The following is a 17,557-nucleotide window of genomic DNA, read 5'->3' as shown; positions in this document are numbered from 1 at the left end:
CCCAGCGCCCGAAAATATGATAGTTTATGCGACGAATCTAAATATCATGATCATGGTGCCGAAGGTGTATCAGTGGCTGGAGCTTCGGTGATTGTATGCATTCCTTTCAAGTATTGATAGAGTCCACCAGAGGAAGAAAAGATCAAATGAGATGCGGCCAAACAGCATGTGGTTTTTGTATTGTAAAACAAAGAAAGATAATGCAAATAGAAAGAGCAATATGCTTTTACCAGTATAAACAAACCAAGCAATGACAAAGAAAGCCAATGCTGTGCCCGTTATTCCGTATACGTGCAGAAAACGGACGAAGCCTGCGTCGCTAGAGAAAGTTTTGTCGGGTCCGTACTCTTGGGCGTTTCCAAAAAGCCACTGTCCTGGTCTATCTAGCGGAGGCGTGCTGTAACTTCCTAATAATGATTGCTGCGAGGCCCTTGGGTCTCCATGTAAAACCTGTGAATCGTAAAAACCAAGTCCAGCAAAAACGCGAAGTAGACCCTGTTGAAGCCTCTGGAAGAGCAGGTTGTCAGGGTCTATAAAATATGCGAAGCATGTAAATGCCATGACGACCAAAAGTCCAACAGCCCATTTGGTGAAGGGTACAAGCCGCAGGCCTCCTGAGTACGTCCAATATAGAAATCCAATGGTAAAAGGGGCAAGGCCCGCCAAAGCGCTTAAAGGATAAAGAGGTAAAGTCAACAGGGCTGCCAGTGCGTATCTCGGGTTGTCTAATCGGCTCGACAGATAAAAATAATAAAGAGAAATGAAGCCAAGAATCTGCCCGCCTGCACTAGTACCTGGCGAAAGACCGCGACCACGCTCTATATTAAAAGCGCCGGTGGCTAAAAAGCTTGCAGCCCACCACTCATTGAATGATGGTATGACGACCTGAAGAAAAAGTATTAACGGATGCAGGGAAAGGACGGCTGCAAGTGTCTTGTGCGCAGCGTTTATGGATATATCAGGATTGTTTCGCAAAAGCGCCCACGTTATAATAAAAACCGAAGCATACGAAAGCAAAACCCGTGGTTGCTTTAGCAGTATATGAGAATCTACGGTTGGCTCTTGTGCGATTGATATAATGTATGTGTAAGCTGAAAAAGCCAATAGAAGAGCAAAGCCAGACAGAAAATGAAGTGGTAACCTCTGGCTGTGATACAGAAAAAAAAGAGACAGAAAGGCTAAAGGTATGGTTAGGTCATAAAGATCAACGCGTAAACGGAAAACCAATAAAAAAAACAGTAGGAACAACCCACCTAGAAAAAAAAGGCTCCCGTTCCCGGATGTTTTGCCGCGGTGGGTTGGCGGTTGGTAAGCTGGACTTCTTAAGCGTGTCATGCAGTAAAAAAATAAACTGGAGGGAGGCTCAATATTCAAAACCGCAACGCTTACCCTGAGTGGGATAGATGTTGCGGGAATTAATGATTAGGAGGCGCAGTACTCGTGGTTTGCGTGACTTAGAGGATAAGGAGACAAAAAATGTTCAGGGTGAGCCAGGATTTTTAGCGTTCCGGCGCGGTTTTGGATGCGGCACCGAATAGGTCGAGATATTCGCGCGCGATCTTTGGCGCGGCAAACTCCTGAGCGCGCTCTTGGCGCTCCGTTGGAGTCGCTCTTGGGTCCGTCAACGCCTCAGCGATGGAGTGGGCTAACGCGTCCGGGTCGTCTGGATCGGCAAGATGGCCCAGCTCGCCGTCTCGCAGTATTGAACGGTTGGCCCCGGGGCAATCGGTGGCGACCACCGGCACCCCTGTCCCTAAGGCTTCAAGCAGCACGTTGGGGAAGCCCTCCCAGCGGGACGACAAAACGAAAAGGGATGCGTGTTGAACGATATCGGTCGGGCGTGCAACGAACCCCACGAGATGCACACGGTGAGCGATGCCCAGCTTCTCGCTTTGTGCCTCCAGGGAGGGACGTAGCTCTCCTTCCCCTAGAATGACAAGGTGTACGGAAGTGTCGCTCAGCCGAGCGAAGGCCGTGAGAAGCGTGTCGAAGCCTTTTTGATAAGTCAGACTGCCGACCGCACAAATGAACCGGGGGTTTGGCCGGGGCAAAAAGTCAAGCGCCGCCGTCGTGCGCTCGATCGCTTGAAAGTCCAGGGCGGGGTTGCCGATGGTGGCGATGCTGTCGCGCACTGGGACGTTGGCGTCAAGGATGTTCGAATGAAGCTCCGGCGAAAGCGCGATGACGTGATCGGCTTGGGGGTACGTTAAGCGCATGAGGGCGCGTCTGACGCTCTCCTCCTTGCGTACGACGTTGGCTTCGCGGACGAGGAGTCGGCATGGTCGCCCGGCCAACCGCCACGCGAGGATTGTGACGACGTTGCAGTAGGTGAGTGTCGAGCACAGAGCCTGAGGTCGCACGGTCTGGAGGTAGCGAGTGAGCGCTGGTAGGGCATACCGCATGCGGCTGGCCCCCAGGTTGACGATCTCCACCTCAGGCCGTACTTCGGACCAGAACTCCCCGCCATCGCGGATGACCACCAAGTGGATCGGGTGCGCAGTCATATCGACGAGCGTGTTTGCCAATGTGACAAAGACGCGCTGCGCGCCGCCGCCAATCACGCTGGGGACGAAAAAGGCGATTGGGGGAATCTGCGATTCGCTTTTCATGGTGGAGGCCAACTGGTGCTCCCTAGTTCTGGAAAAGTAGGTGGTGACGCTGATCAGACCCAATGGAGTCAAACGCCCCCCGTGAGATAACGCTATACGCTGTTGATCGTCGCGTTGCGCGCTGCAGTTCACCTAAGAGGTCCGGCGATGAGTGGGCTCAGCGGCGCGATGGGTGGCCATCCGTACCAGGAGTAGCCGTTAGGGCACGCTCAGCCCGTGCCGTCCACGTGTATGTTTCTTCCAACTCCCGGCGCGCCCTCTTCCCCAGGTGCTTGCGTAAATCCGGATCGTCACGAAGGCTTTCAAGCGCGGTCGCCCAGTCATCAACCTGGTCGGGGGAGCAAAGCAGGGCGTTCCGTCCGTGTACCGCGACCTCGCGCAAGACCGGCACATCGGAACAAAGAATCGCGCGCCCGGCGGCCATGTACTCAAAAGCTTTTAAAGGCGAGGTCCAACGCCCGATGTCGGTGTTGCCCCCTTGGGTACTTACGTGCTTCTGGTTCGGCAGCAGTAAGACATCCATCGCGAGGAGGTAGCGAGGCACTTCGCTGGGGGGCTGGCGCCCATGGCACCGAAGGTTAGACGGTCGGTGTTCACTTCCGAGCCAAGCGGATAGGTCCTCTGCGGTGCCGCCAATGACGTGGAAGTCCGCCCAAGGGCATTGGCGCGCCAGGGGCAGGACGACCTCCATGCCTTTTCCGGGGTATAGGTTGCCGGCATAGCCCACCTGTAACCGCTTCTCATCGGAAGCGAGCGGTATAGGTTCCATCGAGTCATCCAAGGGATCCGCGCCGTCGGGGGCAACAGTGATCCGGCCCTTCAGTTCGGGCCAGTGGTGCTCGTAGTGCTCTTTTAACGCATGAGTGATAACAGCCAGGCCCCGGAAGTGCCGGCTGCGGATCAAGCGCCGGAAGAGTGCCCGTTGAAGACGCCCCGAGTCGTTGATCGGGAAGTGCGATTCATACAGTACGGGCAGGCCCAGCTGAGCCGCAAAGAAGCAGGCTGCGGTGTTGCGGCCGTACGCGAGCTCCGCGCCCCACCGTTTCGCCGCTCGGGCGGCACGCAAGCCATACCAATACCCTCGGCCCTTGATCGAAGGCCAGTGCTCGCGGTGTATCGTGAAGTTGTCTTCGACGCCATAGAAAACGTGAGGGCAGGTAGCGGCCTGCGCGCGCAGAGTGTCCAGCCTATCCGGCGCAATGAGCCGTACGTCATGGCCGAGCCGTGCGATGGCCTGGCACATCTTCATGACGTGGATGCTGTTTGCTGAGTCGGAGGGGATGGTGGAGCTGGAGAGGTAGGCGATGCGCATCTCAAAATGCCCTGAACCCAGACATCTTAGCGGTTAAATTGTCAACGCCCAGGCTCTCGCCGGCGGGATTGAGGCAGACCCGGCCAACGCCGTCATCGGGGATGTAGAAGTCCCGGTCGGTGTTGTGCATCGTCACGAGACTGGCCTGGTGGCCGTTCCGGACGAGGTAGTTGGCTAGGCCAACAGTGACGCACTCGGCTCCACCGCCGGTGAGGGAGCCGATGAAGAATAGAACCTTCATTGAACTCGTTCCCGGATGTGCTGGCCAAGCTCCGTTTCGAGTTTTTCTATCTCTTCTGAGGAGAGCGTTTGTCGATACTTTGAAATGTTTAAAGTTGACATCTCGGTCGAGTATGAACTTGGAACATCTGCTTCAATCCCAGAAAAAACGCACAAGCTTGATTTGGCGTCATGATGATCTAAAACAAAATCTTCAAAGCGCACAATGTGCAAATCCGGGTGCTCGATCTCAATTCGCTGTTGCATGGCACGATACCATTTGACGAACTCATCGACGTTACGCGCACGCTTAAAAGTTTTCAACTCGGCAAACTGATCGCGTGGGTCTCTTGTTACCAGGACGACCTTTCTGTGTGAGAAAAAGTCGGTAGACGCCACCGGGTTCCAGCCAGAGCCGGACTGGTTGAGAAGGGTGAAACTGGCCGAGGTGCCTGAAGGCATCACGAAGAGGCGGTCGTGCATACGCTGCGTAAGTTGAACGAACTCCTTTTCAGGGACCGGGAGCCAGGTGTTCTCAGGGGGTGACCTGTATCTGAGAAATCGGGCCAACACCCAATTGACGGTGCGCCTCAGCCGCGTCTCTTCCGCTTTTCTCCATTCTAGCTGTAACGGGAATTCAGCGGCAGTGGCATCGTGCACAAGCTGCCTAACCTCCTCTAGGAAGCGCGGCAGGAGTACGCCATATCCCTTTCCATATCGAGTCCGAGTCCCTGTGCGTGTCAGTTGTTCCGTAACGGAGAGAAAAGCCCTGACGGCATGGTCTGCTATAGCGTGATGGAACGATTCACCTATTGCAGAGCGCAGACACATCAGGCCATAAGGTATCTGCGGGAGGAGGTATTCGTGCCCGGCGAGTGGATCGTACCCGTCCCCTCGGTTGGCTAGATAGTCATAGACCGCGCCTGATCCAGAGTACGTTGTACCAAGGACGATGATTTTGGGAGTGCTGGGTGATTCTGAAGTCATAGAAAGTTGTTCAAATAATCGGCGATCATACGATTCGCATGCGCAGAGTGGTGCGATCTTATGTACAGCTCGTCAATATTCGGATAGTCGGCAAAGATATTAGCTTCATCCAAGAAGGTTATGCCCGGGAAGTGGTCCGCGGCCTTAGACAGTACCGAGGCCCAGGGCAGTTCGTGTGACGGTCGTTCCTTCAGGTACTCAAGGCTTCGGTTGTGGTGCTGGAGCAGAAAAATCGGCCGGAACCCATGTTTGTCGGCCAAGGCCTGATAGTAACCCATCATCCCAAAAAATAAACACTCGTGGCTCCGCCAGAAGCTAATCTCGTACTCAAAGGTCTTGTAAGGGGCGGGTAAAGAAGTGACCCCAAAGCGAGCGCCGATCTTTTTTGGTAATTGGTGCGTGTAGTAGTTAACTCGACTCCTTCGCCAAAAGCTATAGTGCTCGTCGTTCCCGCGAAAGAAGTCAGCATATTTTTCCAGCCTCAAGAGATCGTGCTTGTCGTTGAGCGGGTAATCAACGGTCTGCAGTGATCCATCCTGTTCGGAAAGCCGGAACCGTGGCTTGATCGCGAAGAGGTTACCGGGCTCTAGGTAGTGTCGGTACACGGACACACAGCGCGCCATGGTGATGGAGGTGACGGCAAGGACGACCGTGTCGGCCGGATCGTTACGGTAGTCTCGCCGCAGCCGGAGGAGGGCTTGGTCAAGCCCGTAGTTGCCAACGCCGTAGTTGGAGACACGGGTGCCCCTCCGGTCGCCTAGGAACCAAGGGAAGGTCTCATGATCATGAACGTCCCGGCACATGCAGTAGCCGTCGCCGTAGCAGCTGACATCTGGTTTTTCGGTCGGGTGGCGACAACTGCGGGAGCCCGTCTCGTCCGTGGAGAAGACGGCCAGTCCGGGGGCGTCTTTCTTGGTGCCGGCCGATCGATCAGATTGATCGACCTTCGTGACATTGGGCTGATTACACCAGCCCAGTTCTTGATCCCAGGACTGGAAGCGATCAAGGGCAGCCCTTCCAACCTCAGGAAACTCCCGCACCTGTGCGGGGACTAGCAGCTTGCGGATCTGGGCGGTACGCGCAGAAGGACTAGAGTGCGTGTTCTTGCGGTATGCAGTCCCAGAAAAGTAGGTCTTTTTATCGGCTGACTTCAGCGGTGTTCGCCAGTCTCCATAGAGTGCTTCCAGAAAGTCATCTGTAGGGCTAGGTGCGGGGAAGGTGTGCCCACGAAAGGTCACAGGCTCATGTTGTTCAAAGAAGCGGGCGGGCACTTCAGTCATCAACCGGATGCGTCCGTTGCCATCTTCGGCTAGGTACCGGCCGAGGATCTCGTACTCGGTTCCCCAGCCGGAGGCGACGATTTTAAAATTCTCATGCGACGAATCGGATGAGGTGATGGTGAATCCGGCCTCGAGGAGTGCTTTAAGAAGTGCGCCCTCTTTCGGTTGCGCTTCCTCGGTAAGCACCGTCACCTCAACGTCCCAATCCCATGGAATGAAGTCGCCATCTCGATAAGCGCCGAGGAGCGTTCCCCCGCTGAGAAACCAACGATCAAGGTGCTCACTGAGGACCTCACGGAGCGCAATGAGTCCCTCCATCTGCAAAGAGAGCTCGTCGGGAGAGCGGGTACGCAATTTGTTCTCGGTGTCGGCTTGACTCATCGCGTGTCCTTTGATTGTTGGTTGAGCACGTTATCCCGCACTCCAGAACCCGGTCGCTGCGGCGAGATCGGCCTCGCAGTCCACTTCCGCCCAGCCGTTGTCGATGAAGGCGGCGCGCGCTTCCCAGCCCATGTCGATGAGGTGCTGGATGAAGCTGGTCATGTACATGTTGTCGTAATCCTTGCCGTCGTAGGTGGCGTGCCGGTCCATGGCGCGCCAGACTTCGGGCAGCCGTCGCACATGGTCGGCGCGGACCTTGATGAGGCCGGTGTACTGGCCCTGGATGTCCGCGTAGCCCTCCGGCTTCTTGCCCAACTCCACGACCCGGTCGCCATCGGTGAGCTTCAGGGTCTCGGCGTCGGCCAGCGGGTCGTCCATGCGCGCCGCCCAGTAGCGCCGCCACTCGCGGTCCACCGCCAGTCCGATCGGGGCGTCCACCGCTTGCAGCGCCGCCAGGACCCGAGGCTCGTAGACGATGTCGCCGTAGCTAATAATCAGGTCGCTCTCCCCAGTCATCACCGACTCGGCAGCAAAGAGCGTGCCGACCATGTTGGTTTCGGCATAACGCTCGTTAATGTGGCGGGTGAACCCGGGTCGCTCCAGCTGATCGGCGCGGTAGCCAGCGACCACGTGGATGTCATCGACCCCGGCGGCGCGCAGCACATCAAGTTGGTGGTCGAGCAGGGATTTGCCCGCCAACTCAACGAGGCACTTCGGCTTGTCGTCGGTCAGGGGCCGCAGGCGGGTACCTTGTCCAGCGGCCAGGATGATCGCTTTCATGAGGTCTCTCCGTGGGAAAGGTCCAAAGGTAGGCCTTCCAGGTGGTTTCGAATTAGCTTTCGGTTAGACTCAGCGACGGGCGCGTCGCGCTCCGGGTGCCACATGATCCCGAGCCACGGCCACTCCCGGTGGCGCAGCGCTTCCACTGCGCCGTCCTCGGACCAGGCCATGGCCTCAAGGTCGTCACCGAGGTCGGCGTCGAGCATGCCCTGGTCGTGGTAGCTGTTCACCACTCGGCGGTCTGCCCCTGCCAGCGGGCCGCTGACCCGGTGGCGCACCGCGACATGCCTGGCGACCGCCCGCAGGGCGCCACCCTGGTAGTGGTTCATCATCTGCATGCCGCGACAGATCCCAACTACGGGCAGCCTAAAAGCGGCCGCGTGATCAAGCAGGGCCATCTCTAAGTGATCGCGCTCGGGGGCCTCGCCAATGTTGTTCCCGCCGCTAAGGACCACGGCCTCGGGCTCAACGGCCTCAAAGTAGGCAGCACGATCGGTGATGTGGCTGGCCATGGGAACCGGCAGAAACCCCAAATCCCAGAGCAGCGTCGCCAAACGCACGTCGAGGGTGTCGCGCACCTCGTCACGCCCGGGCACGGCATCGCAGCGCTGGCTGACGGCAACCCTGCGCCTCATCGGACCACCCGCAGGATGCCGTTGGCCGGGGCAAGCTCGACAACTCGCGCTTGGGCCAATTCACGGTAGCGTTGCTCGCCAATGCCGATGGCGGCCGGTAGACCGAATTCCGCAGCGCGGATGGCCATGTGCGAGTTGGCGCCGCCGTAGAGGGTCACCAGCCCGGTGATCCCCTGGCCGAAGAGCCAATCGTAGCCGGGATCGGCCTGAGGGATGAGGACGATCCGCCCGGACACGTCTAGGTCCGCATCGGCCGGTTGATCGCCGAGGTCCAGGCAGTCCGCCGTGATGCAGCCGGAGCCGATGAAGTTGGGTCGGTCGGCACCAATGACGAAGGCATCCAGGTCCGCCTGGCCGGTGATCAGCGGCGGTAGCTCGCAGGCCCCTGCCACCCGCCGGGCCTCGGCCTCCTCATCGGCGCGCATCCTCAGATGACGGGCGATCGCCTCATCAGAACGCGCCGCGGAGCGCAGGGCGAGTAGCTCGTCCAGCGGCAGGTGCGCGACCTGGGCGCGCTCCAGACCGTACTGTGCTCCCGCCTCAGCCAGTGCCTCCAGCGCCGCGGACAGGTTGCGGCTGAAGATGAACTTGGCGTATTCCCGCCCCTCGATGGCCTGACGCAGGAAGGTCTCGACCCGCTCCGGGTCGGCCGGCAGGCCGAGCTCGGCCAGTGCCGAGAAGAAGGCTGCGCGCTCGGCTTGCCAGGGCCCAGGGTTTTCTTCCTCCATGGCAGCCTCCCGGGCGTGCTCCACCAGCGGCCGGAGGAAGCGCTCTGGATCGGCGTCGTAACGGGGCGAGGTGATGTCATAGGTGCCCGGGCGCAGGTGGCCGTAACGAGCGATAAAGGCGTGCTCGCTCATCTCCCCGGTGGCGGTGGCCCGTGCGTCCGCCGTGAGCCGGTGGCTCACCGTTCGGACCGTGGAGAGAAAGCTCTCCCGGGCGGTTGCGCTGATCATCCCGCACGCCTCGGCTTCGCGCAGCAGTGTTACGGCGACGAAACCGCTGCGAGCCAGATGGGAGAACGGCAGTGTCCCAAGCCGCCGGCAGTCGTCCAGTAGGATCCGTGCGCGCTCCAGTGGTGCCAGCCGGGTATCGCCCTCGATCGCCTGGAAGCGTTGGCGCAGGGTCTCGATCTGCGCCAGATCGTCCTCGCAGCGGTGGAAGGCGCCGGCGGTGATCCGGCGTAGCCCCTCGCGCAGGGCGCGGACCTCGTCGGTACTGAAGCCGCCGTCCTCCTGCAGGCGCCGCTCCCAGCCCTCGAAGCCGGGGGCCAGGCAGGTGGGCACCACCTCGAACTCCACCTTGTCGTGGAGCTCCGGGCGCTGGCGCAGCCACTCCAGGTAGAAGCTCAGCAGCCGGCCGGCCAAATCGTCGGGGAGTTCCGCCGGCAGGAACGAGGCAAAGCTGGCACGCACATCCACATACGGGTGGCCAGCGAACTCCACAAGCAGTGGAGCCGGGCGCACGTCGCGGTAACCGTACTCGGCGCGCTGGATGGCCCAGGTCTCGTCCATGATCAGGTGACGGTAGAGACTGGCGGCCAGGGCGCCCGGAGCGGTGCCGATGATCTCCGCCGGATTCCAGTCGGGCATCACGCCATAGAGCGGCGCCGGATCCCCGGGCAGGTGGGGTGGGGCCGGGGTTAGCGTCTCCCATCGGGCGTGGGCGGCAGCCATGGCGGCGTCGAAGGCACTATCGTCCAGGTCGCTACCCTTGCGATCTACCGCGATGGGTCGGACCTGGAGGATGTGCACCGAGCCGGCGGGGTCGAGCGCGAATTCCACGTCCAGGGCGTCGTAACCGAGGAGGGCCTCGATCTCGTGCAGTGCGGCCACCAGCGGCCCCAGCCGTGGCTCCGGCAGCGTTTCGGGTTCCGCGCCACGGCGCAGCAGCAGCGTGCGGTGGTCACCGCTAGCCCCGCTGGTGATGGCTTCGGTGTCGCCGGCGGTCTCGTAGTTGACCACATACCACGGTGCCCCGTGCTCCAGGGTACGGGTAAAGGCGACGCCGCTCATGGCCACGTCGGTGACCATGGGCTGGATGAGCACCTGGTCGTCGTCATCCGCCGTCCCATAGGAAGCAATGACTTGCTCGACGGCCTCTTCAAGGCCATTCCGAGGATCGACGTTGAGCAGGCTGTCGTAGCCGCCAGCGTTCGAATGGTGGAAGGAGTCCTCGCTACGGGCGCTGGAGCGGACAACCAGCCGCTCTCCGGTGAAGCGCTGGCGCACCTGGTCCATCACCGCCGCGCGATCGGCTTGCCACTCGGCGACGGTGCATACGACTTGGTCCTGAATGACCGCGTGGCGGACCATGCCGCGCAGCCGGCCCAATGTCTCGGCCTTGGTACCGAGAATGAAGTGGGCGATGTCCCGTGGTTCGTTGAACTCGGCCCAGTCTCCAGCGACATCGACGCCGGCGACCGAAAGGCCGGCCGCACGCAGGTATTCGATGTATTCGGAGAGGTGGCGCTGGCGCAGGCTCTCGGGGCCGTCCGCGCGCAGGCGCTCCAGCCACTCCAGGGCGCGCGGGGAGAAGCGCACCAGGCCAATGAACTCGCCGTCGGCCCAGTCCACCGGCAGGTCGGCGCCGAGGCGCTCGATGCGCTCGCCGTTGACCATCACCTTCTCGCAGCGGGCCAGGTCCGCAGCCTCGCGCCCGGCGTAGCGGTGGTCCCAGGCGCTGTCCCAGGCCACTGCCACATCGGCCTCGCAGCGCGCCAGCGCCGTGGGCACTGTCTGACGGAAGAGGATGTCGCTGTAGCAGACCAGCAGGGGGGAGTTCGTACCAAAAGGCGCCGCCAGGAGTGAAGCGCCACTCCCCGTGTGCTCCCAATCCCGGTTTTCCACCACCGCCAAATCGGGATAACGCTCTCGAATTGCGTCTGCTTGGTACCCAGCGACGAAGGTAGTGCACTCGAGCGAGCAGCCGGACGCGTCCAGCAGCCACTGCAGGACCGAAGTGCCGGAGCGCGGCTCGCGCAGAGCGGCTGGAAGGTCCCCACGGTGGGGGGCGCCGGCGCCGAGGATTATAAGCGTACTATAGTCAGTTAGCTGTGGAACCATCGGGGCCGCTCGCAAAAAACGATCGGAAAAACAGAGGCAACATCGTGCATTATCTGTTAGTGATTCTTCAAATGTTTTTGTCGGCTTTTCTCAAGCGAGACAATACCTGTTGAGCTGCACTATTAGCGATGGCCTCAATATCTTGTGTGCCATCAATCTTAATAACGGTAGTCCGTGTGTTATTTTTAAGATAACGAGTTAACGTGTTGATATTTTTCTTATACGCATTTGCAAGATCGATAAATGTTGATTCGTCTAACGCTGAGTGCTTGTCCCCAGGGCGTTCTCTTTGTAGAACCCGGCTGCGCATTAAATCTGGCGGGAGGTCAATTACCAATATAGCATCGGGAAAAAAGTCGGCATGCAATAATCGATGGATGCCTCCCCGCCAACCACGACCATCAACAGGTGGAAGAAAAAGCGGCAAAATTGACGTTCTGGGCGTGTCTTCTAGAACTATTCTCCCGCTGTGCGTCCTGCGCGACAATGCGCGCAATGCAAAGTTATAAGCATGCCTAAAACGATAAACACGCCTGGATATTGAATAAAACCAAAAAACTATAGCTACATAGAGAGTAACTGGTTTGGTGATCCGCGTTGCGGAGCTACGTAAAAGGCGGTAGACATTAACGTTGGCCGCTCTTGTGCATGTAAGCGAATCAACAGTTTTTCCTTTGTAAGGGCTCGAGCTATCGACAAAATAGCCATTCTGCTCAAACTTTTTCTTTAAAAGATCAATTAACATGGTTTTTCCGCTGCCAGAAAAACCGACTACATCAACAGTTACAGGTTTTTGTTCAATTTTAGGCCACCCATAAGTCAAACCGAAAGTATGCTTTTTAATAGAGTAATTCCTTATAAACAGAACTGTAAGCTTTGTGCATTGCTGCCAAGCTAAAGTGCTCTTCCACAAGTTTGCGGTTTAGTTGGCCCAACTCCTGTAGCCCATTATTTTTTTGTTGCTTCAGCTCGTTCAGTTCGCGTATTTTTTGTTTCCAGAGAGAGAGGTCGCATTCAGCAACAATGGGTCCGTCTCCCTTAGAGCTTAGCTCTAAATGAGGGGGGATACGTGATAGCACTACGGGCAATCCAATAGCCATAGCTTCAAGCACCGCAACAGGCAAGCCTTCGTAAAAAGAAGAAGAGGCAAATATATCGTTCTGTGACAATGCGAGGAGTGCTTCGTCGCGCTCAAGCACACCTACGTGCCTCACGTTCTTTGTGTCGAGAGACTCGATTTTGTTTTTGTCTTCATCGGAAAGCGGGCCAATTACACTAAGATGCATTTCTTTTGGCAGTTCGCTAGCTAACTTCAGTAGGTGTGGCAGGTTTTTCTGCCCATTGTTCTTCGCGATTGTCGCCACTTTTATACGATAATCGTTCGGCTTTGATGTGCCTTCCCTGCGGTTGAGAGTAGAGTCAATGCGATCTATATCAACCCCGTTCGGTATGAATGTTGTTTTTTGTTTAAAAAGATGTCGATAAGGATATGCTTCATAAGCCGCGCGCCCGCAGAATACGGATTTGCTACTATGCAGGATGGATAGATTTGTGAGGCATTTCTTCCGAGCACTAAATTTGTTATAGGAGTTATGGATTGTATACACTAAAGGGATATTGTGGTGTCTTTTTTTAATAAAATGTGCGATTTTTTTTGTCGCTTTTGGGTCATGATTATGAATTATGATATTGGATGAAGGGGTGTGTGCATCGATTATATTTTCAAGTGCTTCAAAGAGTTTTTTATCGTTTCCTTTGCATTCAAATATCCGGAATTTCTCGTTGCTCTTAAACCGCTTTTCTTCTTTGCATGTATTAATAGCAATGTAGTAGTGCTGTTCTCTCGGGAAGTGTGATTTTCTATAGATGTAATGTTCATTAAGGGGTGAGCTTGTATACGCTGCGCTGTGTGAACAATAGACAATAACATTGCTGCACATTTTATTGGGCCACCTAAGTAATAGATCTTGCAAACCGCTAACAATCGAATAACATGAGGTCTAAAAAGGGTTGTTAGTAGTATCATTAACGGGACTGCGTCATTCCTTGGAGTCTGGACTCCCACCGCCAAGCGTCCCTCACAATGGTTTCTAGTGATTCGTAACGGGGTCGCCAGCCAAGGGTCTCCCGTAGAGCCGATCCGTCGGCCACGAGCTGCGATGGATCACCCGGGCGCCGGGGGCCAACATCCACTGGCAAAGGATGTCCAGTTACCGCGCGTGCTACTTCGATAACCTCTCGTACAGAATAACCCCGACCATACCCACAATTGAAAGTGCGTGATTCGCCTCCCGCCTCTAGGTGCGCCAGTGCTATCACGTGGGCCTCCACCAAATCCTCCACATGGATGTAGTCGCGGATACAGGTGCCGTCCGGAGTTGGGTAGTCGTCGCCATACAGGGTGAAACCGGCCGAACGCCCCGAGACCACCTGCAGCAGTCGCGGGATCAGGTGCGTCTCTGGCTCATGGCACTCCCCCAGCCGCCCCTTGGGATCAGCGCCCGCAGCATTGAAGTAGCGCAGGCTCACAAAGCGCAGTGACGTCCCCACGGAAACATCGGCCAGCATGCGCTCACACACCATCTTGCTTACCCCGTAGGGATTGATGGGCGCCGGCGCCACTGACTCCGGGATCGGCGACTCGGACGGCGCCCCGTACACCGCTGCCGATGAGGAGAAGATCAATCGCGTCGTCCCCAGCTCCAGGCAGGCGCGCAGCAGATTGAGAGTACCGCCGACATTGTTCTCGTGGTATTCCAGCGGCCGTTCCTCCGACTCCCCCACTAGACTGCTGGCTGCGAAATGCACCACCGCCGAGAAGCGGTAGCGCTGAAACAGGGTCGACAACGCGTCCCGGTCCTGCAGATCGCCAACCTCCAGGCACTCCTCCGGGACCGCCCAGCGATGGCCGGTGGAGAGATTGTCCAGGGCCACCACCTCGTACCCATCCGCCAGCAGGCGGCGCACCATGTGGCTGCCGATATACCCGGCACCACCGGTCACCAGAATCGTCATTCAGTCCTCCATAGTTACAATATGTGTCAAAATTGGGACTGATCGCATCTCAGCCCACGGTATTCACGACGCGGCCAAGCTGACCACCCCAGCGCGTGAGTGGGTCCGCTGAGGGGCGCAACGGCTTGCTGAAGGCATCGTTCTGCGGTCGTGGTGGCTGTGAGACGGGCATCTGGCAATAGGAAGCTACCGCCGGGGCTCATCCAGCGGCCGCTTCGACTCCATTGAACGTACGTGATGGGATGGCCTCCTCCCGCCCCTCTCTCCGACCATTAGAGTAACGGAGAGGGCCCACGACGGATGGTGATGGAGGAAGTCATGCCGCAGCAGATTGTCGCCGTTGACTTGGCAAAGAACGTCTTCGAGGTTGCCGTCGCGGACGGGCTGGGGACGAAGCCGCAGCACCGTCGCCTGAGCCGTGGGCAGTTCGAGCGTTTCATCGGGGAGCAGCCGCCAAGTGTCTTCGTCCTCGAGGGCTGCGGTATGGCGCACCACTGGGGCCGGAGACTCGGTGCTCAGGGACACGAGGTCCGGCTACTCCCTGCTCAGTACGTTGCCAGCTATCGGCGGCGAAACAAGACGGACCGCGCGGATACGCTTGCACTGCTTGAGGCGCACCGCGCCCCGGACATTCACGCAATCCGGGTCAAGAGCGCGGAGCAGCAAGCCGTGCAGCAACTCCACCGCGTCCGCGAGCAGTTGATCCGAAATCGCACGGCGTGGATCAACCAGGCACGGGGGCTGCTGCGCGAGCACGGGGTGACCCTACCCCAAGGCGCCCACGCGGCACGGCGTCGAACCCCCGGGGTGCTTGAGGATGCAGAGCAACCCGTGCCGGACAAGATCCGCCAGATACTGCACAACCTTATTGAAAACATTCAGCGCATGGATGACCAAGTCGCCGACATCGACGCGCAGCTGCAGGCCACTCAGCGCGAGGATCAGGATGCGGCCCGCATCAGTCAACTTCCGGGTATCGGGGCGATCACGAGCACCGCGCTGGTCAGCGCGGTCGGCGACCTGCGCCAGTTCATTAGTGCCCGGCAGTTCCCGGGTTGGCTCGGGCTCACTCCGAAGGAATACAGCAGCGGTTCGCGCAGGTGCCTGGGTGGAATCACCCGCAGCGGCGACCCGTACGTACGGAAACAGCTGATTCATGGGGCTCGATCAGCGCTGTACCGAATGCGCCGACGAGCCGCACAGCAAGCGGAACTCACGCCATTGGAGGCGTGGGCGATGAACACCGAGGCGCGGATCGGTCGCAACAAGGCGACGATTGCGCTGGCCAACAAGCTGGCCCGGCGCGCTTACGCCCTGTGTCGGGATCAAGGCACGTATGCGCCGTTCGATCACCCGGCACCGGCTCACGCCGCCTGACGGAGGGCGGTCGGCCAGCATTGCCGAGCAACCCCGCCGATGGCGGTTGCGGGCGATGAGCCCGAATCATGGCAAAACAGGTCGGACCGGCACCGGTGAAAGCCGATACCGGACAAGCGCCCGAGCAGAGGCCGTGTAAGTGATGGGCAGCCGGTGCGCGGATTCCATGAGGGCCAGGAGCGCAGTGACGCTCCACGAGAAAGCCGGATATACGACTGCAACCGCACCGTGTTTGCCAGATCCCTGGGGCGGCTCATCGACCCTTGCGGGAGGAGGCCATATACGTCCGGTGAACCCCGTGTATCGGGCGTGACGCCCGCCGGTTAGCTTGGCCCCGTGTTTTGATCCGCGAGCACGGAGGTGGCGATGGCCGGCGGGACTCAACAGCGCAAGCGTGCCTTCTGGCGCGAGGTGGTTCAGGGCTGGGCGGCGTCTGGTCTGAGCAAGGCGGAGTACGCCCGCCAGAATGGTCTTACCCAGCGAACGTGGACACGGTGTTAGCTATTAAGCCGGGCCTCGTAGTCGTCCGGGGATAGGTACCCGAGCGTGCTATGAAGACGCCGGCGATTGTAGTAGCCCTCAATGTATTCGAAGACGGCCTCACGCATCGATGGTCTTGCCCACCAACCGTGGACACCTCAATAGCTACCATTCGACGAGGTGATCCATGACGAGGCAAGCTACTCAGATGAGCAAGTCCAAGACGAAATCCAAGCGCACACGCTACAGCCAGGCCTATCGAGACGAGGCGCTGGCGTTGGCCGAGCGCGTCGGGGTCAGTGAGGCGGCGCAGCAACTCGGGCTCCAGCCGGCGCAGATCTACCAGTGGCGCACCAAGGCCCGGAACGAAGCGGACCGCTCGCAGCGAGAGCGGGAGTTGGCCGAGGAGAATGCCCGGCTCAAACGTCAGCTCTCGGAAGCGAATGAGGAGCTGTCGATCACAAAAAAGGCCGCGGCGTACTTCGCGAAAAACCAAAAGTGAAGTACGCGTTCATCGATCAGCAGCGTCACGAGCACCGAGTCCAGGCGATGTGCCGCGTCCTTGGCGTCGCTCGCAGCGGCTTCTACGCATGGTGCCGGAACAAGGCGGCCCGCGCCGCACGGGAAGAACGCCAGCAGGCCTTTGATGGACAGGTGCAAGAGGCCTTCGAAGACTCCAGGCAACGCTCTGGGGCGCCTCGACTGACGCGAGAGCTGGACGGGCAAGGCGTGTCGGTCAATCGCAAAACCGTGGCCCGGAGCATGCGCCGTCAGGGCCTCCGGGCACGCACGTCACGCCGGTTTAAGGTGACGACGAACTCGGCTCACAGCCTGCCGGTCGCCCCCAATCACTTGGCCCAGTGCTTTGAAGCGGGGCAGCGGAACCAGAAGTGGACTGGCGACATCACGTATTTTGCGACCGGCGAAGGGTGGCTCTATCTCGCGGTCGTCCTGGATCTTTGTGGCCGCAAAGTGATCGGTTGGGCCATGCGCGATCAGATGAGCGCTGAACTGGCCTGTGAGGCGCTTCTGATGGCCCTGGAACGGCGAGGCTACCCCACGGGGGTCATCGTCCATACGGATCGCGGCAGCCAGTACTGCTCCCGTGCGTACCGCAGGCTCATCAGCGACTACGGGCTGATCAGCAGCATGAGCGCGAAGGGCAGCTGCTACGACAATGCCTGCAACGAGAGCTTTTTCCGTTCCCTGAAAGTCGAGGCCCTGCATGGCGAGAAATTCCCCACGCGGGCATCGATGCGTGAGGCCGTCTTCGAATACATTGAGGGCTACTACAATCGCCGGCGTCTTCATAGCACGCTCGGGTACCTATCCCCGGACGACTACGAGGCCCGGCTTAATAGCTAACACCGTGTCCACGTTCGCTGGGTAAGACCAGGACAGTGGCAGCGCCTCGGAG

Annotated in this window: 16 protein-coding genes and 1 pseudogene; 4 read left to right on the top strand and 13 right to left on the bottom strand. The window is 58.8% G+C overall.

Annotation, left to right across the window (positions count from 1 at the left end):
* Positions 1 to 69: 69 nt before the first annotated feature.
* Positions 70 to 975, bottom strand: coding sequence for a hypothetical protein (locus tag HHAL_RS13250; RefSeq protein WP_144446089.1), 906 nt, complete (start codon positions 973 to 975; stop codon positions 70 to 72).
* Positions 976 to 1,082: 107 nt separating this feature from the next.
* On the opposite strand from HHAL_RS13250, the gene HHAL_RS13245 reads away from it, so the two are divergent.
* The gene (locus HHAL_RS13245; protein ID WP_144446088.1) at positions 1,083 to 1,394 is read left to right on the top strand and encodes a hypothetical protein; all 312 of its coding nucleotides are present in this window, start codon (positions 1,083 to 1,085) and stop codon (positions 1,392 to 1,394) included.
* A 105-nt stretch (positions 1,395 to 1,499) separates the two neighbouring features.
* Here HHAL_RS13245 and HHAL_RS03975 read toward each other — a convergent pair whose 3' ends face one another.
* The 11 genes from HHAL_RS03975 to galE all read right to left on the bottom strand — a co-directional run bounded on the left by HHAL_RS03975 (position 1,500) and on the right by galE (position 14,283).
* Positions 1,500 to 2,621 (bottom strand): glycosyltransferase, encoded by a 1,122-nt coding sequence (locus tag HHAL_RS03975; protein ID WP_242463994.1) that lies wholly within the window; start codon positions 2,619 to 2,621, stop codon positions 1,500 to 1,502.
* 145 nt (positions 2,622 to 2,766) lie between these two features.
* Complete coding sequence (locus tag HHAL_RS03970) at positions 2,767 to 3,921, bottom strand: glycosyltransferase family 4 protein (protein WP_011813578.1); 1,155 nt, start codon at positions 3,919 to 3,921, stop codon at positions 2,767 to 2,769.
* Between the two features lies 1 nt (position 3,922).
* The gene (locus HHAL_RS03965; RefSeq protein WP_011813577.1) at positions 3,923 to 4,162 is read right to left on the bottom strand and encodes a hypothetical protein; all 240 of its coding nucleotides are present in this window, start codon (positions 4,160 to 4,162) and stop codon (positions 3,923 to 3,925) included.
* The gene (locus tag HHAL_RS12930; protein WP_200342959.1) at positions 4,159 to 4,800 is read right to left on the bottom strand and encodes a hypothetical protein; all 642 of its coding nucleotides are present in this window, start codon (positions 4,798 to 4,800) and stop codon (positions 4,159 to 4,161) included. Before HHAL_RS12930 ends, HHAL_RS03965 begins: the two co-directional genes overlap by 4 nt.
* A 323-nt stretch (positions 4,801 to 5,123) precedes the next feature.
* Entirely contained in the window at positions 5,124 to 6,788 is a 1,665-nt protein-coding gene (locus tag HHAL_RS12520; RefSeq protein ID WP_011813575.1) for a LicD family protein, read from the bottom strand.
* Positions 6,789 to 6,818: 30 nt separating this feature from the next.
* Positions 6,819 to 7,568: a phosphocholine cytidylyltransferase family protein gene (locus tag HHAL_RS03955; protein WP_011813574.1), complete on the bottom strand. Its 750-nt coding sequence runs from the start codon at positions 7,566 to 7,568 to the stop codon at positions 6,819 to 6,821.
* Positions 7,565 to 8,203: a gamma-glutamyl-gamma-aminobutyrate hydrolase family protein gene (locus HHAL_RS03950; protein WP_011813573.1), complete on the bottom strand. Its 639-nt coding sequence runs from the start codon at positions 8,201 to 8,203 to the stop codon at positions 7,565 to 7,567. Before HHAL_RS03950 ends, HHAL_RS03955 begins: the two co-directional genes overlap by 4 nt.
* Positions 8,200 to 11,055, bottom strand: a complete 2,856-nt coding sequence (locus tag HHAL_RS03945) for a PEP/pyruvate-binding domain-containing protein (protein ID WP_244857317.1) — start codon at positions 11,053 to 11,055, stop codon at positions 8,200 to 8,202. Before HHAL_RS03945 ends, HHAL_RS03950 begins: the two co-directional genes overlap by 4 nt.
* 280 nt (positions 11,056 to 11,335) lie before the next feature.
* A complete protein-coding gene (locus HHAL_RS12925) occupies positions 11,336 to 12,091 on the bottom strand; it encodes an AAA family ATPase (protein WP_144446087.1) in 756 nt (251 codons plus the stop codon).
* 16 nt (positions 12,092 to 12,107) lie between these two features.
* A complete protein-coding gene (locus tag HHAL_RS13555) occupies positions 12,108 to 13,208 on the bottom strand; it encodes a glycosyltransferase family 4 protein (RefSeq protein WP_081432158.1) in 1,101 nt (366 codons plus the stop codon).
* 85 nt (positions 13,209 to 13,293) lie between these two features.
* Positions 13,294 to 14,283, bottom strand: coding sequence for a UDP-glucose 4-epimerase GalE (gene galE, locus HHAL_RS03940; RefSeq protein WP_011813570.1), 990 nt, complete (start codon positions 14,281 to 14,283; stop codon positions 13,294 to 13,296).
* A 306-nt stretch (positions 14,284 to 14,589) separates the two neighbouring features.
* Between galE and HHAL_RS03935 the strand changes: the two genes are divergently transcribed.
* Together HHAL_RS03935 and tnpA are read left to right on the top strand one after the other, a co-directional pair.
* A complete protein-coding gene (locus tag HHAL_RS03935) occupies positions 14,590 to 15,660 on the top strand; it encodes an IS110 family RNA-guided transposase (protein ID WP_187147886.1) in 1,071 nt (356 codons plus the stop codon).
* Positions 15,661 to 16,026: 366 nt separating this feature from the next.
* On the top strand, positions 16,027 to 16,161 hold the full coding sequence (tnpA, locus tag HHAL_RS13700) for an IS66 family insertion sequence element accessory protein TnpA (protein ID WP_420842054.1): 135 nt from the start codon (positions 16,027 to 16,029) through the stop codon (positions 16,159 to 16,161).
* Here tnpA and HHAL_RS12915 read toward each other — a convergent pair.
* Positions 16,158 to 16,277, bottom strand: a pseudogene (locus HHAL_RS12915) (IS3 family transposase); the annotation flags it as partial. The gene tnpA and the pseudogene HHAL_RS12915 overlap by 4 nt on opposite strands.
* Before the next feature lie 71 nt (positions 16,278 to 16,348).
* On the opposite strand from HHAL_RS12915, the gene HHAL_RS03920 reads away from it, so the two are divergent.
* Positions 16,349 to 17,505 (top strand): IS3-like element ISHha1 family transposase gene (locus HHAL_RS03920; protein ID WP_144446162.1). Its coding sequence is split into 2 segments (ribosomal slippage): positions 16,349 to 16,601 and positions 16,601 to 17,505, totalling 1,158 coding nucleotides; the frame shifts between segments, so codons are not numbered across the junction.
* Positions 17,506 to 17,557: the final 52 nt, after the last annotated feature.

The organism is Halorhodospira halophila SL1 (genome assembly GCF_000015585.1).
GTDB lineage: Bacteria > Pseudomonadota > Gammaproteobacteria > Nitrococcales > Halorhodospiraceae > Halorhodospira > Halorhodospira halophila.
This window is presented reverse-complemented; position numbering and strand designations above follow the sequence as displayed.

Coding starts and splice junctions, on each gene's coding strand:
- HHAL_RS12520 (WP_011813575.1), bottom strand. CDS start 6,788: ATGAGTCAAGCCGACACCGAGAACAAATTGCGTACCCGCTCTCCCGAC.
- tnpA (WP_420842054.1), top strand. CDS start 16,027: ATGGCCGGCGGGACTCAACAGCGCAAGCGTGCCTTCTGGCGCGAGGTG.
- HHAL_RS03970 (WP_011813578.1), bottom strand. CDS start 3,921: ATGCGCATCGCCTACCTCTCCAGCTCCACCATCCCCTCCGACTCAGCA.
- galE (WP_011813570.1), bottom strand. CDS start 14,283: ATGACGATTCTGGTGACCGGTGGTGCCGGGTATATCGGCAGCCACATG.
- HHAL_RS13245 (WP_144446088.1), top strand. CDS start 1,083: ATGTGTAAGCTGAAAAAGCCAATAGAAGAGCAAAGCCAGACAGAAAAT.
- HHAL_RS03965 (WP_011813577.1), bottom strand. CDS start 4,162: ATGAAGGTTCTATTCTTCATCGGCTCCCTCACCGGCGGTGGAGCCGAG.
- HHAL_RS13555 (WP_081432158.1), bottom strand. CDS start 13,208: ATGTGCAGCAATGTTATTGTCTATTGTTCACACAGCGCAGCGTATACA.
- HHAL_RS03950 (WP_011813573.1), bottom strand. CDS start 8,203: ATGAGGCGCAGGGTTGCCGTCAGCCAGCGCTGCGATGCCGTGCCCGGG.
- HHAL_RS03935 (WP_187147886.1), top strand. CDS start 14,590: ATGGAGGAAGTCATGCCGCAGCAGATTGTCGCCGTTGACTTGGCAAAG.
- HHAL_RS03955 (WP_011813574.1), bottom strand. CDS start 7,568: ATGAAAGCGATCATCCTGGCCGCTGGACAAGGTACCCGCCTGCGGCCC.